The 20,067-nt window shown below is 44.1% G+C and carries 17 protein-coding genes; 1 reads left to right on the top strand and 16 read right to left on the bottom strand.

Features of this window, described 5'->3' with window-relative positions; genetic code table 11:
* Positions 1–41: 41 nt before the first annotated feature.
* From dnaE to rpsB, 16 genes are all read right to left on the bottom strand, one after another.
* Positions 42–3,521 carry a DNA polymerase III subunit alpha gene (gene dnaE / locus AC3CHU_RS03775; RefSeq protein ID WP_488525089.1) on the bottom strand — a complete coding sequence of 1,160 codons (3,480 nt, stop codon included), beginning with the start codon at positions 3,519–3,521 and terminating at the stop codon, positions 42–44.
* A 193-nt stretch (positions 3,522–3,714) separates the two neighbouring features.
* Positions 3,715–4,335 carry a ribonuclease HII gene (rnhB, locus tag AC3CHU_RS03770; protein WP_004734338.1) on the bottom strand — a complete coding sequence of 207 codons (621 nt, stop codon included), beginning with the start codon at positions 4,333–4,335 and terminating at the stop codon, positions 3,715–3,717.
* A gap of 33 nt (positions 4,336–4,368) precedes the next feature.
* Positions 4,369–5,565 (bottom strand): lipid-A-disaccharide synthase, encoded by a 1,197-nt coding sequence (lpxB, locus tag AC3CHU_RS03765; protein WP_017095544.1) that lies wholly within the window; start codon positions 5,563–5,565, stop codon positions 4,369–4,371.
* Between the two features lie 129 nt (positions 5,566–5,694).
* On the bottom strand, positions 5,695–6,483 hold the full coding sequence (gene lpxA / locus AC3CHU_RS03760; protein WP_171329178.1) for an acyl-ACP--UDP-N-acetylglucosamine O-acyltransferase: 789 nt from the start codon (positions 6,481–6,483) through the stop codon (positions 5,695–5,697).
* Between the two features lies 1 nt (position 6,484).
* The gene (gene fabZ, locus AC3CHU_RS03755; protein ID WP_004734341.1) at positions 6,485–6,937 is read right to left on the bottom strand and encodes a 3-hydroxyacyl-ACP dehydratase FabZ; all 453 of its coding nucleotides are present in this window, start codon (positions 6,935–6,937) and stop codon (positions 6,485–6,487) included.
* 93 nt (positions 6,938–7,030) lie between these two features.
* Positions 7,031–8,062, bottom strand: coding sequence for a UDP-3-O-(3-hydroxymyristoyl)glucosamine N-acyltransferase (gene lpxD, locus AC3CHU_RS03750; RefSeq protein WP_017079409.1), 1,032 nt, complete (start codon positions 8,060–8,062; stop codon positions 7,031–7,033).
* Between the two features lie 4 nt (positions 8,063–8,066).
* Positions 8,067–8,567 carry an OmpH family outer membrane protein gene (locus tag AC3CHU_RS03745; RefSeq protein ID WP_004734343.1) on the bottom strand — a complete coding sequence of 167 codons (501 nt, stop codon included), beginning with the start codon at positions 8,565–8,567 and terminating at the stop codon, positions 8,067–8,069.
* 27 nt (positions 8,568–8,594) lie between these two features.
* Entirely contained in the window at positions 8,595–11,000 is a 2,406-nt protein-coding gene (gene bamA, locus AC3CHU_RS03740) for an outer membrane protein assembly factor BamA (RefSeq protein ID WP_017079407.1), read from the bottom strand.
* A gap of 48 nt (positions 11,001–11,048) precedes the next feature.
* Positions 11,049–12,407 (bottom strand): sigma E protease regulator RseP, encoded by a 1,359-nt coding sequence (gene rseP / locus AC3CHU_RS03735; RefSeq protein WP_017093243.1) that lies wholly within the window; start codon positions 12,405–12,407, stop codon positions 11,049–11,051.
* Complete coding sequence (gene ispC, locus AC3CHU_RS03730) at positions 12,404–13,612, bottom strand: 1-deoxy-D-xylulose-5-phosphate reductoisomerase (protein ID WP_065205031.1); 1,209 nt, start codon at positions 13,610–13,612, stop codon at positions 12,404–12,406. Before ispC ends, rseP begins: the two co-directional genes overlap by 4 nt.
* 51 nt (positions 13,613–13,663) lie before the next feature.
* On the bottom strand, positions 13,664–14,506 hold the full coding sequence (locus AC3CHU_RS03725) for a phosphatidate cytidylyltransferase (RefSeq protein ID WP_488518164.1): 843 nt from the start codon (positions 14,504–14,506) through the stop codon (positions 13,664–13,666).
* A gap of 15 nt (positions 14,507–14,521) precedes the next feature.
* Positions 14,522–15,274: an undecaprenyl pyrophosphate synthase gene (uppS, locus tag AC3CHU_RS03720; protein ID WP_029222668.1), complete on the bottom strand. Its 753-nt coding sequence runs from the start codon at positions 15,272–15,274 to the stop codon at positions 14,522–14,524.
* A 98-nt stretch (positions 15,275–15,372) separates the two neighbouring features.
* Entirely contained in the window at positions 15,373–15,930 is a 558-nt protein-coding gene (frr, locus tag AC3CHU_RS03715; RefSeq protein ID WP_004734349.1) for a ribosome recycling factor, read from the bottom strand.
* A 98-nt stretch (positions 15,931–16,028) separates the two neighbouring features.
* Entirely contained in the window at positions 16,029–16,760 is a 732-nt protein-coding gene (gene pyrH, locus AC3CHU_RS03710; protein ID WP_017072669.1) for a UMP kinase, read from the bottom strand.
* A gap of 156 nt (positions 16,761–16,916) precedes the next feature.
* Entirely contained in the window at positions 16,917–17,762 is an 846-nt protein-coding gene (tsf, locus tag AC3CHU_RS03705) for a translation elongation factor Ts (protein WP_017084154.1), read from the bottom strand.
* A 137-nt stretch (positions 17,763–17,899) separates the two neighbouring features.
* Positions 17,900–18,631 carry a 30S ribosomal protein S2 gene (gene rpsB, locus AC3CHU_RS03700; RefSeq protein ID WP_032500394.1) on the bottom strand — a complete coding sequence of 244 codons (732 nt, stop codon included), beginning with the start codon at positions 18,629–18,631 and terminating at the stop codon, positions 17,900–17,902.
* Between the two features lie 458 nt (positions 18,632–19,089).
* Between rpsB and map the strand changes: the two genes are divergently transcribed.
* Positions 19,090–19,968, top strand: coding sequence for a type I methionyl aminopeptidase (map, locus tag AC3CHU_RS03695; protein WP_004734352.1), 879 nt, complete (start codon positions 19,090–19,092; stop codon positions 19,966–19,968).
* The last annotated feature ends 99 nt before the right edge of the window (positions 19,969–20,067 follow it).

The raw sequence follows: 20,067 nt of genomic DNA, 5'->3' as shown, positions 1-20,067 counted from the left end.
GAATCCTTGTTGATTCAGCTCCGTATTCACGAAGCTAAATTTTAGTTAAATTCGAGTTCTACTTGGCTATTTCCAAGCAGCTGTTTTAATTCGTCTAGTAATGTATCACTTGGCGTCACACGCCATTCTGTGCCCAATGTTAACCGCGCTCTAGCGTCGGCACGCTGGTAGTATACATTGACTGGGACCGTTCCGGCTCTATAAGGTTCTAAGATTTGACTAAAGCGTTCAAAAAATTGACCGTTAATTTGGGATTGATCGATAGATATCGACACCCCACGAGCATATTTCTCACGGGCGCTTCCTAAGTCCATGACCTCGCGCGCGGACATTTTAAGCCCACCATTGAAATCATCAAAGCTGACCTGTCCAGAAACGACCACTATTTTATCTTTTTCGAGTAATTCAGCGTAGCGATCGAGCGCATCCGAGAACAACATCACTTCCATTCGCCCCGATCGGTCGTCGAGGGTCATCAAACCAATTCGAGTTCCGCGCTTCGTGGTCATTACCCTAGCAGCAATTACCAAACCTGCAATCGTTAAAGACTGGTCACGACGAGTTGGCGTGGCGTCTTTCAAACGACAGCTGGTGTATTTCGCGAGCTCTTTAATGTACGCATTAACCGGGTGACCCGTTAAATACAAACCTAACGTCTCACGCTCACCTTCAAGCCAAACCTTTTCAGGCCACTTCGGTACTTGGGTATACTTGTGTTCCACCTCTTCCGGAGCGTCAGTCAACACGCCAAACATATCCGATTGACCAAACGACTCAGCGTGGTGATGTTGGCTTGCCGCCTTAACCGCATCTTTCAATGATGCCATCATCGCCGCTCGGTGAGGACCTAATCTATCTAACGCGCCTGATAGAATCAACTTTTCAATAACACGTTTGTTGACCTTCTTCAGATCAAGACGTGCACAAAAGTCGAATAAATCTTTAAAGTAACCGCCTTTATTTCGCGCTTCAATGATGGCTTCAATAGGGCCTTCACCTACCCCTTTAATCGCACCAATGCCATAAACAATCGCGCCGTCTTCATCGACATTGAAGCGGTATAGACCCGAGTTGATATCGGGTGGAAGTAGCTTGAGCTTCATACGGAAACACTCATCGACAAGGCCAATAACCTTTTCGGTGTTATCCATATCTGCGGTCATTACCGCTGCCATAAACTCCGCCGGGTAGTGGGTTTTCAGCCACAGCGTTTGATAAGAAACCAGTGCGTATGCCGCAGAGTGAGATTTGTTGAAGCCGTAGCCCGCAAACTTCTCTACCAAGTCAAAGATCTTCATGGACAGTTCGCCATCAACACCATTGGCTTCAGCACCTTCTTTAAAGGTACCGCGCTGTTTTGCCATCTCTTCAGGCTTTTTCTTACCCATCGCACGACGCAACATATCCGCTCCACCAAGCGTATAACCCGCAAGGATCTGAGCGATTTGCATTACCTGCTCTTGATACAGGATGATGCCGTAAGTTGGTTCTAGTGTTTCTTTTAACGATTCGTGTTGCCACGTTTCATCAGGGTAAGAGACAGCCTCTCGGCCGTGTTTACGGTCGATAAAGTTATCTACCATGCCTGATTGCAGAGGGCCCGGACGGAACAAAGCTACCAATGCGATGATATCTTCAAAAGAGTCGGGTTGTAGACGCTTGATCAGATCTTTCATACCGCGTGATTCCAGTTGGAATACCGCCGTCGTTTCAGAATTTTGTAATAGGTTAAATGACGCTTGGTCATCTAGAGGAATCGATTCAATACGAACCGGCTCTTTACCTTCTTTCTTCAAGCGTGGGTTTACGAGGCCTAACGCCCAATCGATGATAGTCAGGGTACGTAGACCCAAGAAGTCGAATTTAACCAAACCGGCGGTTTCAACGTCATTCTTATCGAATTGCGTTACCGGGAAGTTGCCTTCCGCATCTGCATAAATAGGTGCAAAGTCAGTAATCGTGGTGGGTGAGATAACAACACCACCCGCGTGCTTACCGGCATTTCGCGTACACCCCTCAAGAATACGACACTTATCAATCAGTTCGCGTACTTCTTCATCACCGTCGTAGAGTTCTGGCAATGCTGGCTCAGCAAGGAAGGCCTTCTCTAGCGTCATGCCCGGATCAGGTGGAACCAGCTTAGAAATACGGTCAACGAAACCAAACGGGTGGCCCAATACTCGGCCAACGTCACGAATTACCGCTTTTGCCGCCATAGTACCAAAGGTGATGATCTGAGAAACGGCATCACGACCGTACATCTCTGCTACGTGATCAATAACTTGGTCGCGTTTATCCATGCAGAAGTCGATATCGAAATCGGGCATAGATACACGTTCTGGGTTCAAGAAACGTTCGAACAGCAAGTCATATTCAAGTGGATCAAGATCGGTGATATCCAATGCGTAAGCCACCAAAGAACCAGCACCAGAACCACGACCCGGGCCTACTGGTACGTCGTTATCTTTTGACCACTGGATGAACTCCATTACGATCAAGAAGTAACCCGGGAACCCCATGTTGTTGACAACTTCAAGTTCAATCTTAAGTCGCTCATCGTATTCAGGTCTGCGTTCAGCTCGAACTTTCTCATCAGGGAATAGAAACGATAAACGACGCTCAAGGCCTTCTTCTGATTTTTTAATCAAGAAGTCTTCAATCGCCAAACCTTCCGTTGGGAAGTTAGGTAAGAAGTATTCGCCCAGTCGAACAGTTACGTTACAACGCTTAGCAATCTCGACACTGTTTTCCAGTGCTTCAGGGATGTCAGAGAACAACTCACACATCTCTTCTTCACTACGCAAGTATTGTTGTGAGCTGTAGTTTTTCGGTCGACGCGGATCAACCATTGTAAAACCGTCGTGAATCGCCACACGAATTTCATGGGCGTCAAACAAGTCTTCAGAGATGAAAACCACTTCGTTGGTCGCGACAACAGGCAGGTCTTCTTGTTCAGCAAGCTCTAGTGCAAAGTGCAGATAAGACTCTTCGTCCGGGCGCCCAGTACGAATGAGCTCCAGATAAAAACGGTCTGCGAAATGTGTTTTGTAAAACTCAACGCTGCTTGCAACCAACTCTCGATTGCCTTTCAGCAGCGCCTTACCAATCTCACCCTCTTTTGCTCCCGATAGAAGAATCAGGCCTTCGGCATGTTCAATCAGCCACTCTTTATCAATAACAGGCTGATGTTGTACATGACCACGAAGGTAAGCTTTTGAAATCAATAATGTTAGGTTGTTGTAACCTTTATTATTCGTTGCAATAACAGTGAGTTTGGTCAATTCATCGCCAAAATCCGGAGACTGCATCAAGAAGTCAGCACCAATAATAGGTTTAACCCCACACCCATGAGCAGTACCGTAAAATTTCACCAAGCCACATAGGTTAGTAAAGTCGGTCAATGCTAGAGCGGGCATACCCATTTCAGCGACTTTCTTAACTAATGGTGGCACCTTAGATAGGCCATCCACCATCGAAAAATCACTGTGTACGCGTAGGTGAACAAATTTTGGATCTGACATTATTTTTCCTGAGTTCTAGGTTTAGGCCTAGGATTACAACTGTGTGTATTCTATTTTTTTCTACCGCAAACAAGCAACTTTATTCGATGCCTTGCTCCGGTCAACATGAGTCTAAGCAATATAAAGCTCTAATCAATATAAAGCTCTAACCAATACTAAGCCCTAATCAATATACAGCCTTAGTCGACGAGTTTTAGTCGAGACCTAAAATGCGCTTTACTGGCTTAAAGCTTTTGCGGTAATGCTCGGTGACACCGTGTTTTTCAATCGCCTCGAAATGCGCTTTGGTCGGATAACCTTTATGTTGAGCAAAACCAAACTCTGGATGAAGTTTATCAAGTTCTTCCATCTCTTGGTCACGAACAACTTTAGCGATGATAGATGCCGCACTGATTTCAGCAACTCGCAAGTCCCCTTTTACAATAGCAAGACCATCCATCGGCAGTTCAGGAACGCGGTTTCCATCGATTAGTGCCATATCCGGTTGAACGCTTAGCCCTGCGATAGCTCGCTGCATAGCAACCATGGTCGCTTGCAGAATATTCCACTCATCAATTTCTTGCGGGGAACAACGACCAACAGACCAAGCCAAGGCTTTCTCTTTGATTTCAGGAAACAGAGCCAGACGCTTCTTCTCAGACAGTTTCTTTGAGTCGTTCAAACCTTCGATTGGATTATTAGGGTCGAGGATAACCGCAGCTGTAACAACATCGCCAACTAACGGCCCGCGCCCTACCTCATCAACACCAGCAAATAACTGGTAGCCTTGAGGATACTCAAAAGGAGGAAGCTCTTTTTTCTCTTTTACTGCCATAATTCTTCTCTTAATGTTCTGTAAACAAGCACTTTATGACTCAACACATGGTCGATCTATCAATTTCAATACCGCATTAGCGGCTTGTTTATCCGCGTCTTTACGAATCCAATGATGCATCTCGGTAAAGCGTTCGATTAATGCGCTGTTATCAGCGGATAGCATCTTATCGACAGACGGAAACAAGAAGTCTGGGTGACACTCTTCAAGAATATGCTCTTTCACAATCTCTTCGCCAGCCAAAATGTTCGGCAACGATACGAATTCAGTAATCGATAATTTCTTAACAATATAACCCGTCAGTTTATTTACTTTGTAGCCAACGACCATCGGGCGTTTCAGCAACATGCATTCGAGAGCAACAGTACCCGAAGCTAACAGAACAGAATCAGCAGCGGTAATCACGTTGGTGGCGGTATCTTCTACCAACGTAAATTCAAGTTCAGGTGCCGTCGATTGCCAAATTTCAGTGAACTGCTTTTTACGCTGCTCATTAACGAGCGCAACAACAAAATTGATATCAGGGTATTTTTGCTTAATACGCTGGCAAGTTTCAATAAAGGGTTGAGCAATCAAACTCATCTCACCACCGCGACTACCCGGTAATACTGCTAACCAAGGCTTATCTTGATCTAAACCTAAAAGCTCGCGAGCTTCTTTTTTATTCGGCTCTAGTGGAATGGTGTCTGCCAATGTATGGCCAACAAATTCACAAGCAACATTATATTTATCGTAGAATGCCTTTTCGAACGGCAAGAAAGCCAGTACCAAGTCGGTTGCTTTGTCGATTTTAAAGATACGCTTTGGACGCCATGCCCATACTGAAGGGCTGACATAATGAACGGTCTTAATACCCGCGTTCTTAAGATCCAATTCAAGTCTTAGGTTGAAGTCTGGCGCATCGATACCAACGAAGACATCTGGCGGGTTTTGAGTGAAATACTTAACCAGTTCCGCTTTCACTTTTAACAAACGAGGTAAACGACCAAGCACTTCTACAAGCCCCATCACGGCAAGCTCTTCCATTTCGAAAAGAGACTCACAACCAAGCGCTTTCATTTTTGGTCCGCTAATACCCACGAATTCAGCATTCGGATATTGTGATTTGACCGCTTTAATAAAACCCTCGCCAAGCGTGTCACCCGAGAGTTCTCCGACGACGATACCTACGCGTAGAGGTTCATTCGAAACAAAGTCCGAGCTATTGGTTGCTGCTTCTTGCTGTGCCATAGTTTTCCAATTCCCTTCTTGCCTAAAACAAAAAAGACCGCCCAATGAGTAGCGATCTTTTTGTTATACCAATCTGATTAAGTCATTATTGTCGTACTTGATATGATTGGTAAACAATCATATCAAGTATTAACGAATAATACCGCGCTCAGAGTTCTCTAGCATTTCTAGCATAGGAGTAACCGAAGTAAACTCTTTCGCCATTTCAACTAAAGCCGCTTTCGCTTCTTCAAGTGTTTTACCTGAACGGTATAACTCTTTGTACGCTTTCTGTAGTGCACGAATTTCTGGTTTCCCAAATCCGTTACGCTTCAAGCCCACTAGGTTAAGGCCAAATGGAGCCGCATGGTTACCCTGTGCAAGCACGTACGGCAGTACATCTTGAACAACAGCAGAACAGCCGCCAATGTAGGCGTAAGCACCTATTGAACAGAACGGGTGAATCGCAGATAGCGCCATTACACCAGCGTAGTCACCCACTGTTACGTGACCGCCAAGAATAGCGTTGTTACCAATGTGAGTATGGTTACCAACAATAACATCGTGTGCTACGTGAGCATTAACACAAAGTAAGTTGTCATCACCGATCACTGTGGTTGCTTTGTCTTGAGTTGTACCACGGTGGATTTGAACCGCCTCACGAATCACGTTGCGATCACCGATCACAACTGTTGTCTCTTCGCCACCGTATTTCTTATCTTGGTTCTCTTCACCGATAACAGCGTGTGGGAAGATGCGGTTTTCTTTACCAATGGTTGTGTGACCTTTGATCACCACATGCGACATCACTTCAGTGTCGTCACCAATTGTCACGTTACCAGCAATGTAAGTGAAAGGCCCAACCGTCACGTTAGCACCGATAGTTACATCACCTTCGATTACTGCTGCCGGGTGAATTTTCGCTGTTTCATGAATCATATTAAAACTCTCTACGAGCACATTTAAGTTCAGCTGAACATACAACTACGCCGTCAACTTTAGCAACGCCGTTAAACGATGCAATACCACGACGCTCTTTTAAGAATTCAACTTCGATAATCAGTTGGTCACCTGGCACTACTGGCTTGCGGAATTTTGCTTTATCTACACTTGCAAAGTAGTAAAGCTCGTTACCAGAAGGGGCACCAAATGATTTAAATGCTAGAAGACCAGTTGCTTGAGCCATTGCTTCTAAGATCAACACACCTGGGAATACAGGAAGTTGAGGGAAGTGGCCGGTGAACTGAGGTTCGTTAACAGAGACATTCTTAATCGCAGTCAGTGTTTTTTCTTTTTCAAAGCTAGTCACACGATCAACCATTAAGAATGGGTAGCGATGAGGTAATAGTTCCTGAATTTCAGTAATGTTCATCGTTGTCTGTTCAGTAGTCAAAGTCGTATTCCTATGTATATTCTTTATTTAATTAGAAGGATTATAAACGAAAAAGACTCGCTGTACGCGAGCCTTTTATTAGAAATGCTGGAATTATGATTCCGCGCTCTTCTCGATAAGTTTTTCAACGGTTTTCAAACGCTTGTTCATTTCATCAATACGATGTACACGCGTTGCTGTTTTACGCCAATCTTTGTTTGGCTGTAAAGGAATACCCGAAGAGTACATGCCTTTCTCAGTGATACTGCGCATTACCATCCCCATACCAGTGATTGTAACGCCGCCAACGATTTCAATATGACCATTAATCACACAACCGCCACCAATAATACAGTACTTACCTATCGTCGTGCTGCCTGCGATAATAGTACCACCTGCAATAGCAGAACCATATCCGATGTGAACATTGTGAGCAATTTGAAGCTGGTTATCTAAGATAACGTTATCTTCAATGATTGTGTCATCTAATGCGCCACGGTCGATGGTTGTACACGCGCCAATTTCTACACGGTTACCAATGCGAACTGAACCGACTTGTGGAATCTTAACCCACTCACCTTTCTCGTTCGCATAACCAAAGCCATCAGAGCCAATGACAGTGCTTGATTGAATCAAACACGCGTCACCAATCACGACTTCATGGTAAACACTTACATTAGCCCATAGCTTAGTGCCTGTGCCAATATTTGCATTTTTACCAATAAAACAACCAGCTCCGATGATCACATCATCACCAAGTACCACACCAGACTCAATCACAGCGTTCGCACCGATAGACACATTTTGTCCAATGGTTGCATCGCTTGAAATTGAAGCAGAATCAGCGATAGCCGCTGCGGGTGCAGGAGTAGTATCAAGCGCTTGAGCAACTTTAGCAAAAGCAACGTAAGGGTCGCTGACCACAATCACGTTGGTCTTACACAGTTCGCGCTCACTCTCTTTAACCATAATAGCGGATGCTTTACAGTCACCAAGGTGCTTGCTGTACTTCACGTTCGAAAGGAACGTAATGTTTCCTTCTTGCGCTTTATCCATAGGAGCAACTGCTGAAACGGTAACCGTACCGTCTCCGTGTAGCTCTCCCCCGGTAATCGTTGCCAATTCGGCTAAAGTCAGGTTCTTCATAAACTTATTTCAGTGATTTAATTACTTGCTCAGAGATGTTGTATTCCGGCTTGCCGTACTGCAGAGCTTGAATATCAACAATCATGTCGTAGCCTTCTTTCTCTGCAACTTTAGTTACAGCATCTTGAATCACTTTGAATAGCTTCTGCTTCTCTTGTGCTTCACGACGTTGGCTTGCTTTTTCTAGAGCTTGAGCTTTGATTTTGTACTTACTATCTAGTTGACCGACTTCGATACGAAGCTTCTCAACTTCGTCAGGACCTAGTAGTTCACCATCACGCTTAAGCTTTTCAATCTTAGTTTTTGCTTCTGCTTGAATGCTCTGCAGCTCAGCTGCTTTATCTTTGAACTCTTCCTGCATTTTTTGAAGAACAACTTCGCGTTGAGGTAGAGCCTGGAATACTTGTGCAGTGTTTACATAACCCACTTTTTGCGCAGCTTCAGCAGCTGTTGCAAAGAAAGAAGAGCTAAGAACTACAAGGCCTAAACCTGCTGCTTTAATCATATTTTTCAAAATATTGTCCTTTAAATATTAGAAAGTTCTACCAATGGTAAATGTGAAGAATTCCTCATCATCACCTTCGTAAATTTTAACGGGTTTCGCTAGAGAGAAAACCAATGGGCCCATCGGCGACATCCATTGAAGGGCTGCACCATAAGATGAACGGTAATTTGTTGGATCAGAGTAGTCGTAGTAGTACTGACCACCGCTAGTAGGTCTATTACGATCTACAAATTCCGTATCCCAAACACTTGCCATGTCGAAGAAGACACTGGTTCGAATTTGGCTGCGTGCTTCATCAGAAGCAAACGGCGTAGGTACAATTAACTCTAAACTTGCCAAGGCAACCGCATTACCACCAACCGAATCATCGGTTGCAGAGCTGTACGTAGGGTTGTTACCCGTACTGCTCCCGTAAACGGCTTTTGGACCCGCTGAGTTAGAGCCAAAGCCACGCAACGTTGTAAAGCCACCTGCGTAGTAGTTCTCGTAGAATGGGAACAAGTTATCATTACCATCCGTTTGACCGTAACCATTACCATATCCTAATCGGCCACGCATCAAAAGTGTGAACTCATGCTTTTTGGTCAGCGGGATGTAATGTTTTACATCGTACTGAGCTTTGAAGTACTTAGCGTCAGAGCCTGGTACAGTCATTTTAGCGAAAGCACGTTGGTGATTACCCTCGGTTGGGAAGAAACCACGGTTAAGGTTGTTACGTGTCCAAGAGATATTGATATCGAAGTCATCGGTTAAGATGTTTTCGTCACCATATTGGTTAATACTTCTCGCGAACTGTTCCACTTGGATATAAGTCGGAACGTTACCGATCTTGTTGTGCGTATAGCCAACACCAAATTCGATACGGTTCAGCTCATCCATAGGGAAGCCCCATGTCAGGCTGGTACCATAACTTTGGTTGGTATAGTCGACGATACCCGCTTCAGAGGCTTCGAATTCGTTGTAGAAGATCTTACCGCCTAAGCTCACACCATCAAGGTTCCAGTATGGGTCTCGGTAGTCTAAGCTCACGTTCTTTTGGTAATCGTTCATCATGGCACTTACGCCAACACGGTTACCTGAACCCGCAAAGTTATCTTGTTGCAAACCAACTTGGAAGCTGACACCTGATTCGGTACCGTAACCAACACCAAAGTTGATGCTGCCTGAGTTCGCTTCCTTAACGTTGTAAACCAAGTCAACTTGGTCTTCACTGCCAGGAACACGCACTGTTTGTACATCAACCGTTTCAAAGAAACCTAAACGGTTAAGGCGGCTCTTACCGGTGTCAATTGACTTAGAGTTAAGCCAGCTGCCTTCCATTTGACGCATTTCACGACGTAGTACTTCATCTTTGGTCGAGTTATTACCCGTAAATCGAATATCACGAACGTAGATACGGCTGCCCGCTTCTACATTAATAACCAATGACACTTCTTTGGTCTCATCGTCAAATTCAGGAATAGTACGTACTTGTGGGTACGCATAACCAGACTCACCAAGAATACGCTTTACGCCCTCTTCTAGTGATGTCACAGAAGAGCCGTTGTACGTATCGCCGTCTTCAAATGGTACTAATGCTTCAAAATCAGCCTCACGACCAATCAGCTCACCGCGAAACGCGACATCTTTAACGGTGTAGGCTTCGCCTTCATCAATACCAAGCGTGATGTAAACGCCTTTCTTATCTGGAGAGATCGCTACTTGTGTAGAATCCACCTTAAATTTAAGGTAACCACGGTCAAGGTAGTACGATTTCAACGCTTCGATATCACCCGCTAATACTTGCTTCTGGTATTTTTCATCCGCAAGGAAATTCCACCATGCAACATCAACATTCAGGTTGAAACGGCTCAGTAGCTCAGCATCAGAGAAGACTTCATTACCAATAAAGTTGATTTGCTGAATCTTAGCGGATACGCCTTCAGTAAATACAAACTTAAGGTCAGAACGGTTACGAGGCAAAGGTGTCACAACCGCTTTTACTGTCGCGTTGTACTTACCAACACTGTAGTAAAAATCTTCAAGGCCTTTCTCGATGTTACTCAGCGTTGTGCGGTCAAGGGCTTCACCTTCACGAACACCAGATGCATCTAGGTTCTGCTGAAGTTGCTCTTCTTTGATCGCTTTGTTCCCTGAGAATGAAATGCTTGCGATGGTCGGTCGTTCTTTTACTTGAACAACTAAAACACCTTCATCGCGAAGGACCTTAACATCCTCAAAGTTACCTGAAGCATACAGTGCACGAATGATCTCAGATACATCGCCTTCATCCACTTCATCGCCAATACGCACTGGCATTTTCAGTAGGGCTGCACCAAGTGCAACACGCTGTAAACCTTCGATCTTGATATCTTGAACTACAAAGTTTTGTGCTCCGTTCGCAGCCACACTAGTGGCCAATAGACTTGCGAACAGAATTTGCTTAATCGCCATACTTATTCTAATTATTCCTTGCTACTACCAATGCCTGTGAGAAACCATTCACAGACGAGTAAAATCATTAAATATTGCCAGAGCCATCAAAGAGAAGAGGATTGCTCCTCCCACTCTGTATCCCATTTCCTGAATTTTTTCAGGAACCGGTTTACGAGTAATGGCCTCAATAGCGAAAAAGAGCAAATGTCCGCCATCAAGCATAGGCAGCGGAACCAAATTAATAATACCCAAATTGACACTAATCAGAGCCAAAAAGCCTAAGAAGTAAACCAAACCGTAATCGGCGGTTGTACCTGCGCCTTTAGCAATTGAAATCGGGCCACTCAAGTTGTTTAAGCCAACATCGCCAACGATGAGCTTCTTGAGCATTGTCAGCGTCAAACCAATGATTTGACCTGTTTTATCAAATGCTTTTCCTACAGACTCAATTACACCAAATTGTAACTCAAAGCGATAATCTTCTGGCCATTCTGCGACTTCTGGAGCAATACCCGCATAGCCGATTATTGAACCATCAGAAAGCTCTCGACTTTTTGGCGTCATAGACAACGACTGTTCAAAACCATTACGCAGTACAATAAGGTTCATTGATTTCATCGGGTTCGAGCGAATCAACTCAACAACCGACTGCCACTGTTCAATTGGCTGCCCATTAATTTCAACAATTTTGTCACCAGCTTCTAGCCCCGCAGAGTATGCAGCGCCATCATCAATAACTTGAGCAAGCACTGTTGATATCTCTGGAGAGTACGGTCTAAAACCAAGCGTTGTCATTGCAGACTCAGTTTCTGGGTTGAACGACCAGTCTGAAATATCCAATGTCATCTGTTGCTCAAAGCCAATATCGTCTTGAGAAGAAACCGTTACTGTCATGGATTGGTCACCAATATGTGAGATCAAACCCATATTGACTGATTCCCAATCTGCGGTTTTGATTCCTGAAATAGATTTAAGTTCCATTCCAGTTTCAATTCCGGCTTGTGCAACAATAGATTGCGGGGTGACCTCACCGATCACCGGTTTAACCGCAGGCACGCCAATCAAAAATACCAGCCAATACGCAAACACAGCAAAGATAAAGTTAAATGCTGGGCCTGCACCGACTATGGCCGTGCGTTTCCACAATGGCTTCTTGTCAAAAGCGTATTGCTGCTCTTCTTCAGAAAGGTCGTCAACACGCCCATCGAGCATCTTAACGTAGCCGCCCAGCGGAATCACTGACAAGCTGTATTCAGTACCATCACGGCCGATCTTGCTCCAGATTGATTTACCAAAACCAATCGAGAATTTTTCTACTTTCACACCACAACGACGAGCAACCCAGAAGTGTCCAAACTCATGAACAGCAACCAGAATACCAAGCGCTACAATAAAAGATGCGAAGTTCCACAGAATTCCACTCATGCTAGCTGCTCTTTAATAAATTGAATGGCTATTTGACGAGACATATTATCTAGCTCAAGAAGGCTTTCCAAGCTATCTAAGCCCTCAGAGCTATATTGTTCACATACTTTGCTCATAACATGCTCGTTAATGACAGCAATATCGGTAAACTTAACCCGATTGTTCAAAAAGGCATCGACTGCAATTTCATTGGCAGCATTAATTGCTGTTGTTGCATGCTGCCCTAGGTAACACGCTTCAATTGCCAATCTTAAACATGGGTAACGGCTAAAATCGGGTTCTAGAAAAGTAAGCTCGCCCACTTTGGTGAAATCCAGAGGCTTAACGCCAGCTTCTGTACGCTCAGGATAAGACATCGTCAAAGCGATTGGCGTCGCCATATCGGGTTCACCCATTTGAGCAAGTACCGAGCCATCCTTGTACTGGACCATTGAATGAATCACAGACTGAGGATGAATAATGACTTTTAATTGTTCTTGAGAAGCATTAAATAGCCACTTAGCTTCAATGTACTCAAGACCTTTATTCATCATGGTCGCAGAGTCAACAGAGATCTTAGGGCCCATAGACCAGTTAGGGTGTGCAATAGCGCGAGCCGGTGTTACCGATTCTAACTCAGCAACATCCGTATAGCGGAAAGGACCACCAGAACCCGTCAAGAGAATATGGTTGATACCGTTCTCTTCCAGATTACAACGACCTAGATGGGTTTGTACATTTTGCGGTAGACATTGGAAGATAGCATTATGCTCACTGTCTACAGGAAGTAGTTCAGCACCGTACTTTTCCACGGCGTCTATAAACAACTGCCCTGACATCACTAAAGCTTCTTTATTAGCAAGCAAAATACGCTTACCAGCCTTAACCGATGCCATCGTAGGAAGCAAGCCTGCTGCTCCCACAATCGCAGCCATTACCGTGTCCACTTCCTCTAGAGAAGCAACCTGACACATGCCTTCTGGGCCTGAAAGTACTGTAACGTTAGGATAATTAGCAGACAGCATTTCAGTCAGCTGAGATGCAGCATCTGGGCAAGCCATAGCAATATAGCTTGGTTGCCACTTTTCAACTAACGCCAACATCTTTTCGACATTCGACCCGGCAGCCAGTGCCACGACCGAATAGAGATCTGGGTTTTGTTCAACGACTTTTAGTGTACTTGCACCAATTGAGCCGGTAGCGCCAAGGATAGTTAGATTTCGCATCACATATGACCGTAGAAATGAAATAAAGGGCAGAATCACTGCCCTTTATTATTAGAATGCTAAATAAAGCAGAGCAAAGACAGGGAATGCAGCCGTTAAGCTATCTATTCTATCAAGTATACCACCATGACCAGGAATCAGATTACTGCTGTCTTTCACCCCGGAAACACGCTTAAACATGCTTTCAACAAGGTCACCAAGAACAGAGATAACGACAGTCACAAGGGTAATTACAATCATGTGAAAAGGACTTGTGAATTGGATATCAAACAAGTCAGCAAAAATCCAAGCTATGATCACCGCTGTAATAATGCCACCAATAAGACCTTCAATCGTCTTATTAGGGCTTACCGCCGGTGCCATTTTACGCTTACCAAAACTCTTTCCTGAAAAATAAGCACCGCTGTCAGCAGCCCAAACGAGCAAACAAACAAACATCACCAATTTTGCACCGTGGTAAGGATCAACATCGATACCGTTAGCGCGCAGAATAACCACACTCCAGAAAAATGGCAGCAGAGTCAGCACGCCAAATGCGTGACGAAGGAGAGAAGAATCTTTCCATGCGGGCATAGACTTAGGATAAGTCACTGCCATACCACTTGCTATTACCCACCAAATAGAGCCAATCGTTAGAATTGTGTAGTGAGCGCTAGATAAATGATTAAGGCTAAATGCATCAAAAGGGATAAAAGCAAAACTTGCAGCACTGACTACAACCGTTGGAATCAGCGCTAAATAACGCGATTTGCTTTCAACAAACTGAGTCCACTCCCAAAAGCCCAATAGCGAGATTACTGCTAGTGAAAGAATAAACGTGGGAAGTGATAACTCGAAAATACCTAGAATAACTAGGGGAGCTAAAATCAACGCCGTAATAATTCGTTGTTTCAAACCAAAAAATCCTTATTAACTGTCCATCAGAGCTTTAATTTGCTCACCAGTGCATCCAAAACGACGCTCGCGGTTTACAAACCAAGTCACAGCTTCTACTAAGCTGTCTTCATTAAAGTCTGGCCAGAATTGTTCAGTGAAATACATTTCGGCGTAAGCCAATTGCCAAAGCATAAAGTTACTAATGCGGCACTCGCCACTGGTGCGGATAAGTAGGTCAACTTCAGGAATATCTGCCATAGTCAGGTGCTGTGTAATCATAGCTTCATCAATGTCATCTACATTAATATCGCCAGACTTTACCTGTTGAGCAATTGAGGTCATTGCCTGCTGGATATCCCACTTGCCGCCATAGTTAGCAGCAATATTAATAACCATACCCGTATTGGTACTAGTCAAAGCTTCTGCTTCTTCTATCTTCTTTTGTAGTCGATCATTGAAACGACTTTTATCACCAATAACACGCAATTGTAGATTATTTTTATGAAGTTTTTTGACTTCACTCGACAGCACTGAAATAAACAGTTCCATCAAGATACCGACTTCTTCTTCAGGACGACGCCAGTTCTCGCTACTAAACGCAAAAAGTGTAACGGCCTTAATGCCAAGTCTGGCAGATGAAGAGATGGTTTTACGAACGGCTTGAACACCGTTTTTATGACCAAAGACGCGAGGCTTGCCCTGAGCTTTTGCCCAGCGGCCATTACCATCCATAATGATAGCAATGTGTTTAGGAAGAGAGTCTGTGAACGCTTGAGAATTATGCATAAAAGAGTGAATCAAATTCTAATAGTCGAACAGAGTAGCATAAAAAAACGCTGAACCGTGAGTACAGCGTTTTTCCGGAAAGAAAAGAATATGGAAAATTAAACTTCCATCAACTCTTTTTCTTTAGTTGCTAGAACTTCATCTACGTTCTTAACCGCAATGTCAGTTAGCTTTTGAATTTCGTCTTGTGCTCTACGATCTTCATCTTCAGAGATTTCTTTGTCTTTCAGAAGTGCTTTTAGATCGCCATTCGCGTCACGACGGATATTACGGATAGCAACACGGCCACCTTCAGCTTCACCACGAACGATTTTAACGAGGTCTTTACGACGCTCTTCCGTTAACGCTGGAAGTGGTACACGAATAACCGTGCCAGCAGACATAGGGTTTAGGCCTAGGTCAGATGTCAGGATTGCTTTTTCAACTAAAGGAGTCAGTGTTTTATCAAACACTGTAATTGCTAGTGTACGTGCATCTTCTGCAATAACGTTAGCAACTTGAGCCAAAGGCGTTGGTGCACCGTAATACTCTACAGTAAGACCAGACAGTAGGCTTGGGTGAGCACGGCCTGTACGAATCTTTTGTAGGCTATTTTTAAGTGCATCTACACTTTTATCCATACGCTCTTGAGCGTCTTTTTTGATTTCGTTAATCACAATTTCACCTTGATTATGTTCTTTCTTCAAGAAAGCTTTTTATTTGGAGTGATAAGGATAAGCTTACCAAAGCATAACACCTCAGTAAGCCCGAAAAATTAGTCAGCGTCGCTGATTAATGTACCTTCAGTTTCACCCATAACCACGCGACGTAATGCGCCTGGTTTATTCATGTTAAATACACGGATTGGCATTTTGTGATCACGTGCTAGCGTAAATGCAGCCAAATCCATCACTTTAAGTTCTTTTTCAAGAATAGTGTTGTAAGACAACGTATCATACAGCTCTGCGTCTGGGTTTGCTACTGGGTCAGCAGTAAATACGCCATCTACCTTTGTCGCTTTTAGAACTACGTCAGCTTCAATTTCGATACCACGTAGACACGCAGCAGAATCTGTAGTGAAGAATGGGTTACCAGTACCAGCTGAGAAGATCACAACACGACCTTGACGTAGTTGGCTGATTGCATCTGCCCAATTGTAGTCGTCACACACACCTTTAAGAGGGATAGCTGACATTACACGTGCATTTACGTAAGCACGGTGCAGAGCGTCACGCATTGCAAGGCCGTTCATTACCGTTGCTAGCATACCCATGTGGTCACCAACAACGCGGTTCATACCTGCTTCAGCAAGGCCTGCACCACGGAAAAGGTTACCGCCACCGATAACAACGCCTACTTGAACACCTAGTTCAACCAATTCTTTTACTTCTTGAGCCATACGATCAAGGACCGTCGCGTCAATACCAAAACCTTCTTCGCCTTGTAGTGCTTCGCCGCTAAGTTTTAACAGAATACGTTGATACGCCGGTTTAGGGTTCGTAGTCATGGAGTTTACCTTCCAAAGAGTTGATGATTAACAGTCATGGATAAAAACTGAAGAGCTCAGTTTGCATTCATAACAGCTAACAGCCAAAAAATAATTCATTATTCATAAAAAGACCGCAGCATTTGCCACGGTCTTTTTCAATCAATACACTAAGGATTAACCTTGTTGTACCGCTGCAACTTCGTCTGCGAAGCTCATTTCAGCCGCTTTCTCGATACCTTCACCAACTTCTAAACGAACGAAGGTAGTAACTGATGCGCCTTTCTCTTTAAGAATGTCAGCAACAGTTTTCTTAGGTTCCATGATGAAAGCTTGACCAGTAAGAGATACTTCGCCCGTGAATTTCTTCATACGGCCGATAACCATTTTCTCAGCGATCTCTTGTGGTTTGCCTTCGTTCATAGCGATTTCAACTTGAACAGCTTTTTCTTTTTCTACTACGTCTGCAGGTACGTCAGATGGGTTAACGTACTCAGGCTTAGAAGCAGCAACGTGCATAGCGATGTGCTTAAGCGTTTCAGCTTCGCCTTCACCAGCAACAACAACACCGATTTTCTCGCCGTGACGGTAAGAAGCTAGTGCAACACCTTCAACAAGCTCAACGCGACGGATGCTGATGTTCTCACCGATCTTAGTTACTAGAGCGATACGTGCGTCTTCAAATTTAGCTTGAAGTGCAACGATGTCTAGACGTTCAGCTAGAGCAGCTTCAGCAACTTCGTTAGCGAATGCAAGGAAACCTGCATCCTTAGCTACGAAATCAGTTTGGCAGTTCACTTCAAGAAGAGCAGCAACGCCAGCGTCTTCTTTAATGATGATTGTGCCTTCAGCAGCAACGTTACCAGCTTTTTTAGCTGCTTTCGCTGCGCCAGACTTACGCATGTTTTCAATTGCTAGCTCGATGTCGCCTTCAGCAGCAACAAGCGCTTTTTTACATTCCATCATGCCCGCAGCTGTGCGTTCACGAAGTTCTTTAACTAGAGCTGCAGTTACAGTTGCCATTCTCTATTCCTCAGTAAATTCTAAAAAAGATAAAAAACAGGGGCCTAATTAATTGGCCCCTGATATTGACTGTATTCAGTTCTTAAGCCATCGATTATGACCGCTTAATGTGAACTAAATATGGCTCAGAGCCGCTATTATTCAGCTTCTACAAAACCGTCTTTTTCAGCAGCTACAGCAGCAACATCTTTGTTACGACCTTCTTTAACCGCGTCTGCAGCAGCGTTTAGGTAAAGCTGTACTGCACGGATTGCATCATCGTTACCAGGGATAACGAAGTCAACACCGTCTGGGTTAGAGTTAGTATCAACTACAGCGTAAACTGGGATACCTAGGTTGTTTGCTTCTTTAACTGCGATGTGTTCGTGATCAGCATCGATAACGAATAGAGCGTCTGGAAGGCCGCCCATGTTCTTGATACCACCAAGAGATTTCTCTAGCTTCTCCATTTCACGAGTACGCATTAGAGCTTCTTTCTTAGTAAGCTTGTCGAAAGTACCGTCTTGAGCTTGCGCTTCAAGTTCTTTCAGACGCTTGATAGACTGACGAACAGTTTTGTAGTTCGTTAGCATACCGCCTAACCAGCGGTTGTTAACGTAGAACTGGTTGCTGTTGATAGCAGCTTCTTTAACAGCTTCAGATGCAGCACGCTTAGTACCAACAAAAAGAACTTTACCTTTCTTCTCGCCAACTTTAGCAATTTCAGCTAGAGCTTCGTTGAACATCGGTACAGTTTTTTCTAAGTTGATGATATGAACTTTGCTACGAGCACCAAAGATGAATGGCTTCATTTTTGGGTTCCAGTAACGAGTTTGGTGACCGAAGTGAACACCAGCTTTAAGCATATCGCGCATTGATACAGTTGCCATTTTAAAATCCTCTATGGGGTTAGGCCTCCACACTCCCCATGAATCCGACCCCTAACAACTAACCACTTTTCAGCCGTTATCTGTGTTGTTGAGGCACCCCGGAACATGTGTCGGAATGTGTGTGATTTAAAGAAATAAGTTAGTAGACACAAAGCTTGTTTCGCCAAATGGAGAAAACAGTCCTGATGTCCGGCGCGCTTTATACCATATTTTGTCTATCTATGGCTAGAAAAAAATCTAAAAATGGCGACTGCTATACTGAACCCTAGCGGTGAATTTTCTCTATAAAATAGTGTCCTATTCAAATCGCGTCTGCGTCATTAAACCGAACATTATCTACTCAGACTGAGCAGTATCCACCAACATTGTGCGGACATGGGAATGTTGCGCTAAAATGCTGCACTGATAGAATAGCCCCAATATGCACACTTAGGTGCTACCAAATTAAGAGATATGCAATGGCTGTAAAAATTAAAACTGCTGAAGAAATTGAAAAAATGCGCGTTGCCGGCAAGCTGGCTTCAGAAATTCTAGAGATGATTGAACCTCACATCCAAGTGGGTACAACGACAGAAGAGCTAAACCAAATCTGTCATGAGTACGCTCTAGAAAGAGGCGCATACTCAGCACCACTTGATTACCACGGTTTCCCTAAGTCAATCTGTACGTCTATCAACCACATCGTGTGTCACGGTATTCCAGCATCACAAGATGAGACGGGTAGCACAGGTCAATTCAAACCTGCAGTATTAAAAGATGGCGACATTCTCAACGTTGATATCACTGTGATTGTTCCTGATGACGAAAATGCTGATCTAAGTGTTCGTCCACAAGGCTATCACGGTGACACATCTAAGATGTTCCTTGTGGGTGAAGTTTCTCCAGCAAACAAACGTCTGTGTATGGTTGCTCAAGAAGCACTTTACGAAGGCATGCGTCAGGTTAAACCAGGTGTTCAACTTGGCCAAATCGGTACTGCTATTGAGAAGTACATCAAAACAAACAACAAGAACAACCCACGCGCTAAATTCTCTATTGTAAAAGATTACTGTGGCCACGGTATTGGTTCTGAGTTCCACGAAGATCCACAAGTCGTTCACTACAAAAACAGTGACCGTACCGTACTGAAAGCAGGCATGTGTTTCACAATCGAGCCAATGATCAATGCGGGTAAGTTTGGCTGTCGTCTAGATGACGAAGATAGCTGGACAGTGTACACAGCAGACAGCAAGAACTCCGCTCAGTGGGAACACACTCTAGTTGTGACCGATACTGGTTGTGAGGTACTAACACTACGCAGCGACGATACGATCCCACGTATCATGAAGAACGCTTAGTTCAACAAGCTGAATACCTCAGACTTTTAAAAATATCCTCGCCTGTCGAGGATATTTTTTTATCCCCTCAATTTCGATTTTCCATCAGCTTCTGTTAAA

This window comes from Vibrio sp. QJM3NY_39 (genome assembly GCF_057785895.1).
The sequence above is the reverse complement of the archived record's forward strand: the minus strand, read 5'-3'. Positions and strand labels throughout refer to the sequence as shown.

Excerpts from the sequence above, each read along its gene's own strand:
- dnaE (WP_488525089.1), bottom strand. The coding sequence starts at position 3,521 with ATGTCAGATCCAAAATTTGTTCACCTACGCGTACACAGTGATTTTTCG.
- rnhB (WP_004734338.1), bottom strand. The coding sequence starts at position 4,335 with ATGGCAGTAAAAGAGAAAAAAGAGCTTCCTCCTTTTGAGTATCCTCAA.
- lpxB (WP_017095544.1), bottom strand. The coding sequence starts at position 5,565 with ATGGCACAGCAAGAAGCAGCAACCAATAGCTCGGACTTTGTTTCGAAT.
- lpxA (WP_171329178.1), bottom strand. The coding sequence starts at position 6,483 with ATGATTCATGAAACAGCGAAAATTCACCCGGCAGCAGTAATCGAAGGT.
- lpxD (WP_017079409.1), bottom strand. The coding sequence starts at position 8,062 with ATGAAGAACCTGACTTTAGCCGAATTGGCAACGATTACCGGGGGAGAG.
- AC3CHU_RS03745 (WP_004734343.1), bottom strand. The coding sequence starts at position 8,567 with ATGATTAAAGCAGCAGGTTTAGGCCTTGTAGTTCTTAGCTCTTCTTTC.
- bamA (WP_017079407.1), bottom strand. The coding sequence starts at position 11,000 with ATGGCGATTAAGCAAATTCTGTTCGCAAGTCTATTGGCCACTAGTGTG.
- rseP (WP_017093243.1), bottom strand. The coding sequence starts at position 12,407 with ATGAGTGGAATTCTGTGGAACTTCGCATCTTTTATTGTAGCGCTTGGT.
- ispC (WP_065205031.1), bottom strand. The coding sequence starts at position 13,612 with ATGCGAAATCTAACTATCCTTGGCGCTACCGGCTCAATTGGTGCAAGT.
- uppS (WP_029222668.1), bottom strand. The coding sequence starts at position 15,274 with ATGCATAATTCTCAAGCGTTCACAGACTCTCTTCCTAAACACATTGCT.
- pyrH (WP_017072669.1), bottom strand. The coding sequence starts at position 16,760 with ATGACTACGAACCCTAAACCGGCGTATCAACGTATTCTGTTAAAACTT.
- tsf (WP_017084154.1), bottom strand. The coding sequence starts at position 17,762 with ATGGCAACTGTAACTGCAGCTCTAGTTAAAGAACTTCGTGAACGCACA.
- rpsB (WP_032500394.1), bottom strand. The coding sequence starts at position 18,631 with ATGGCAACTGTATCAATGCGCGATATGCTTAAAGCTGGTGTTCACTTC.
- map (WP_004734352.1), top strand. The coding sequence starts at position 19,090 with ATGGCTGTAAAAATTAAAACTGCTGAAGAAATTGAAAAAATGCGCGTT.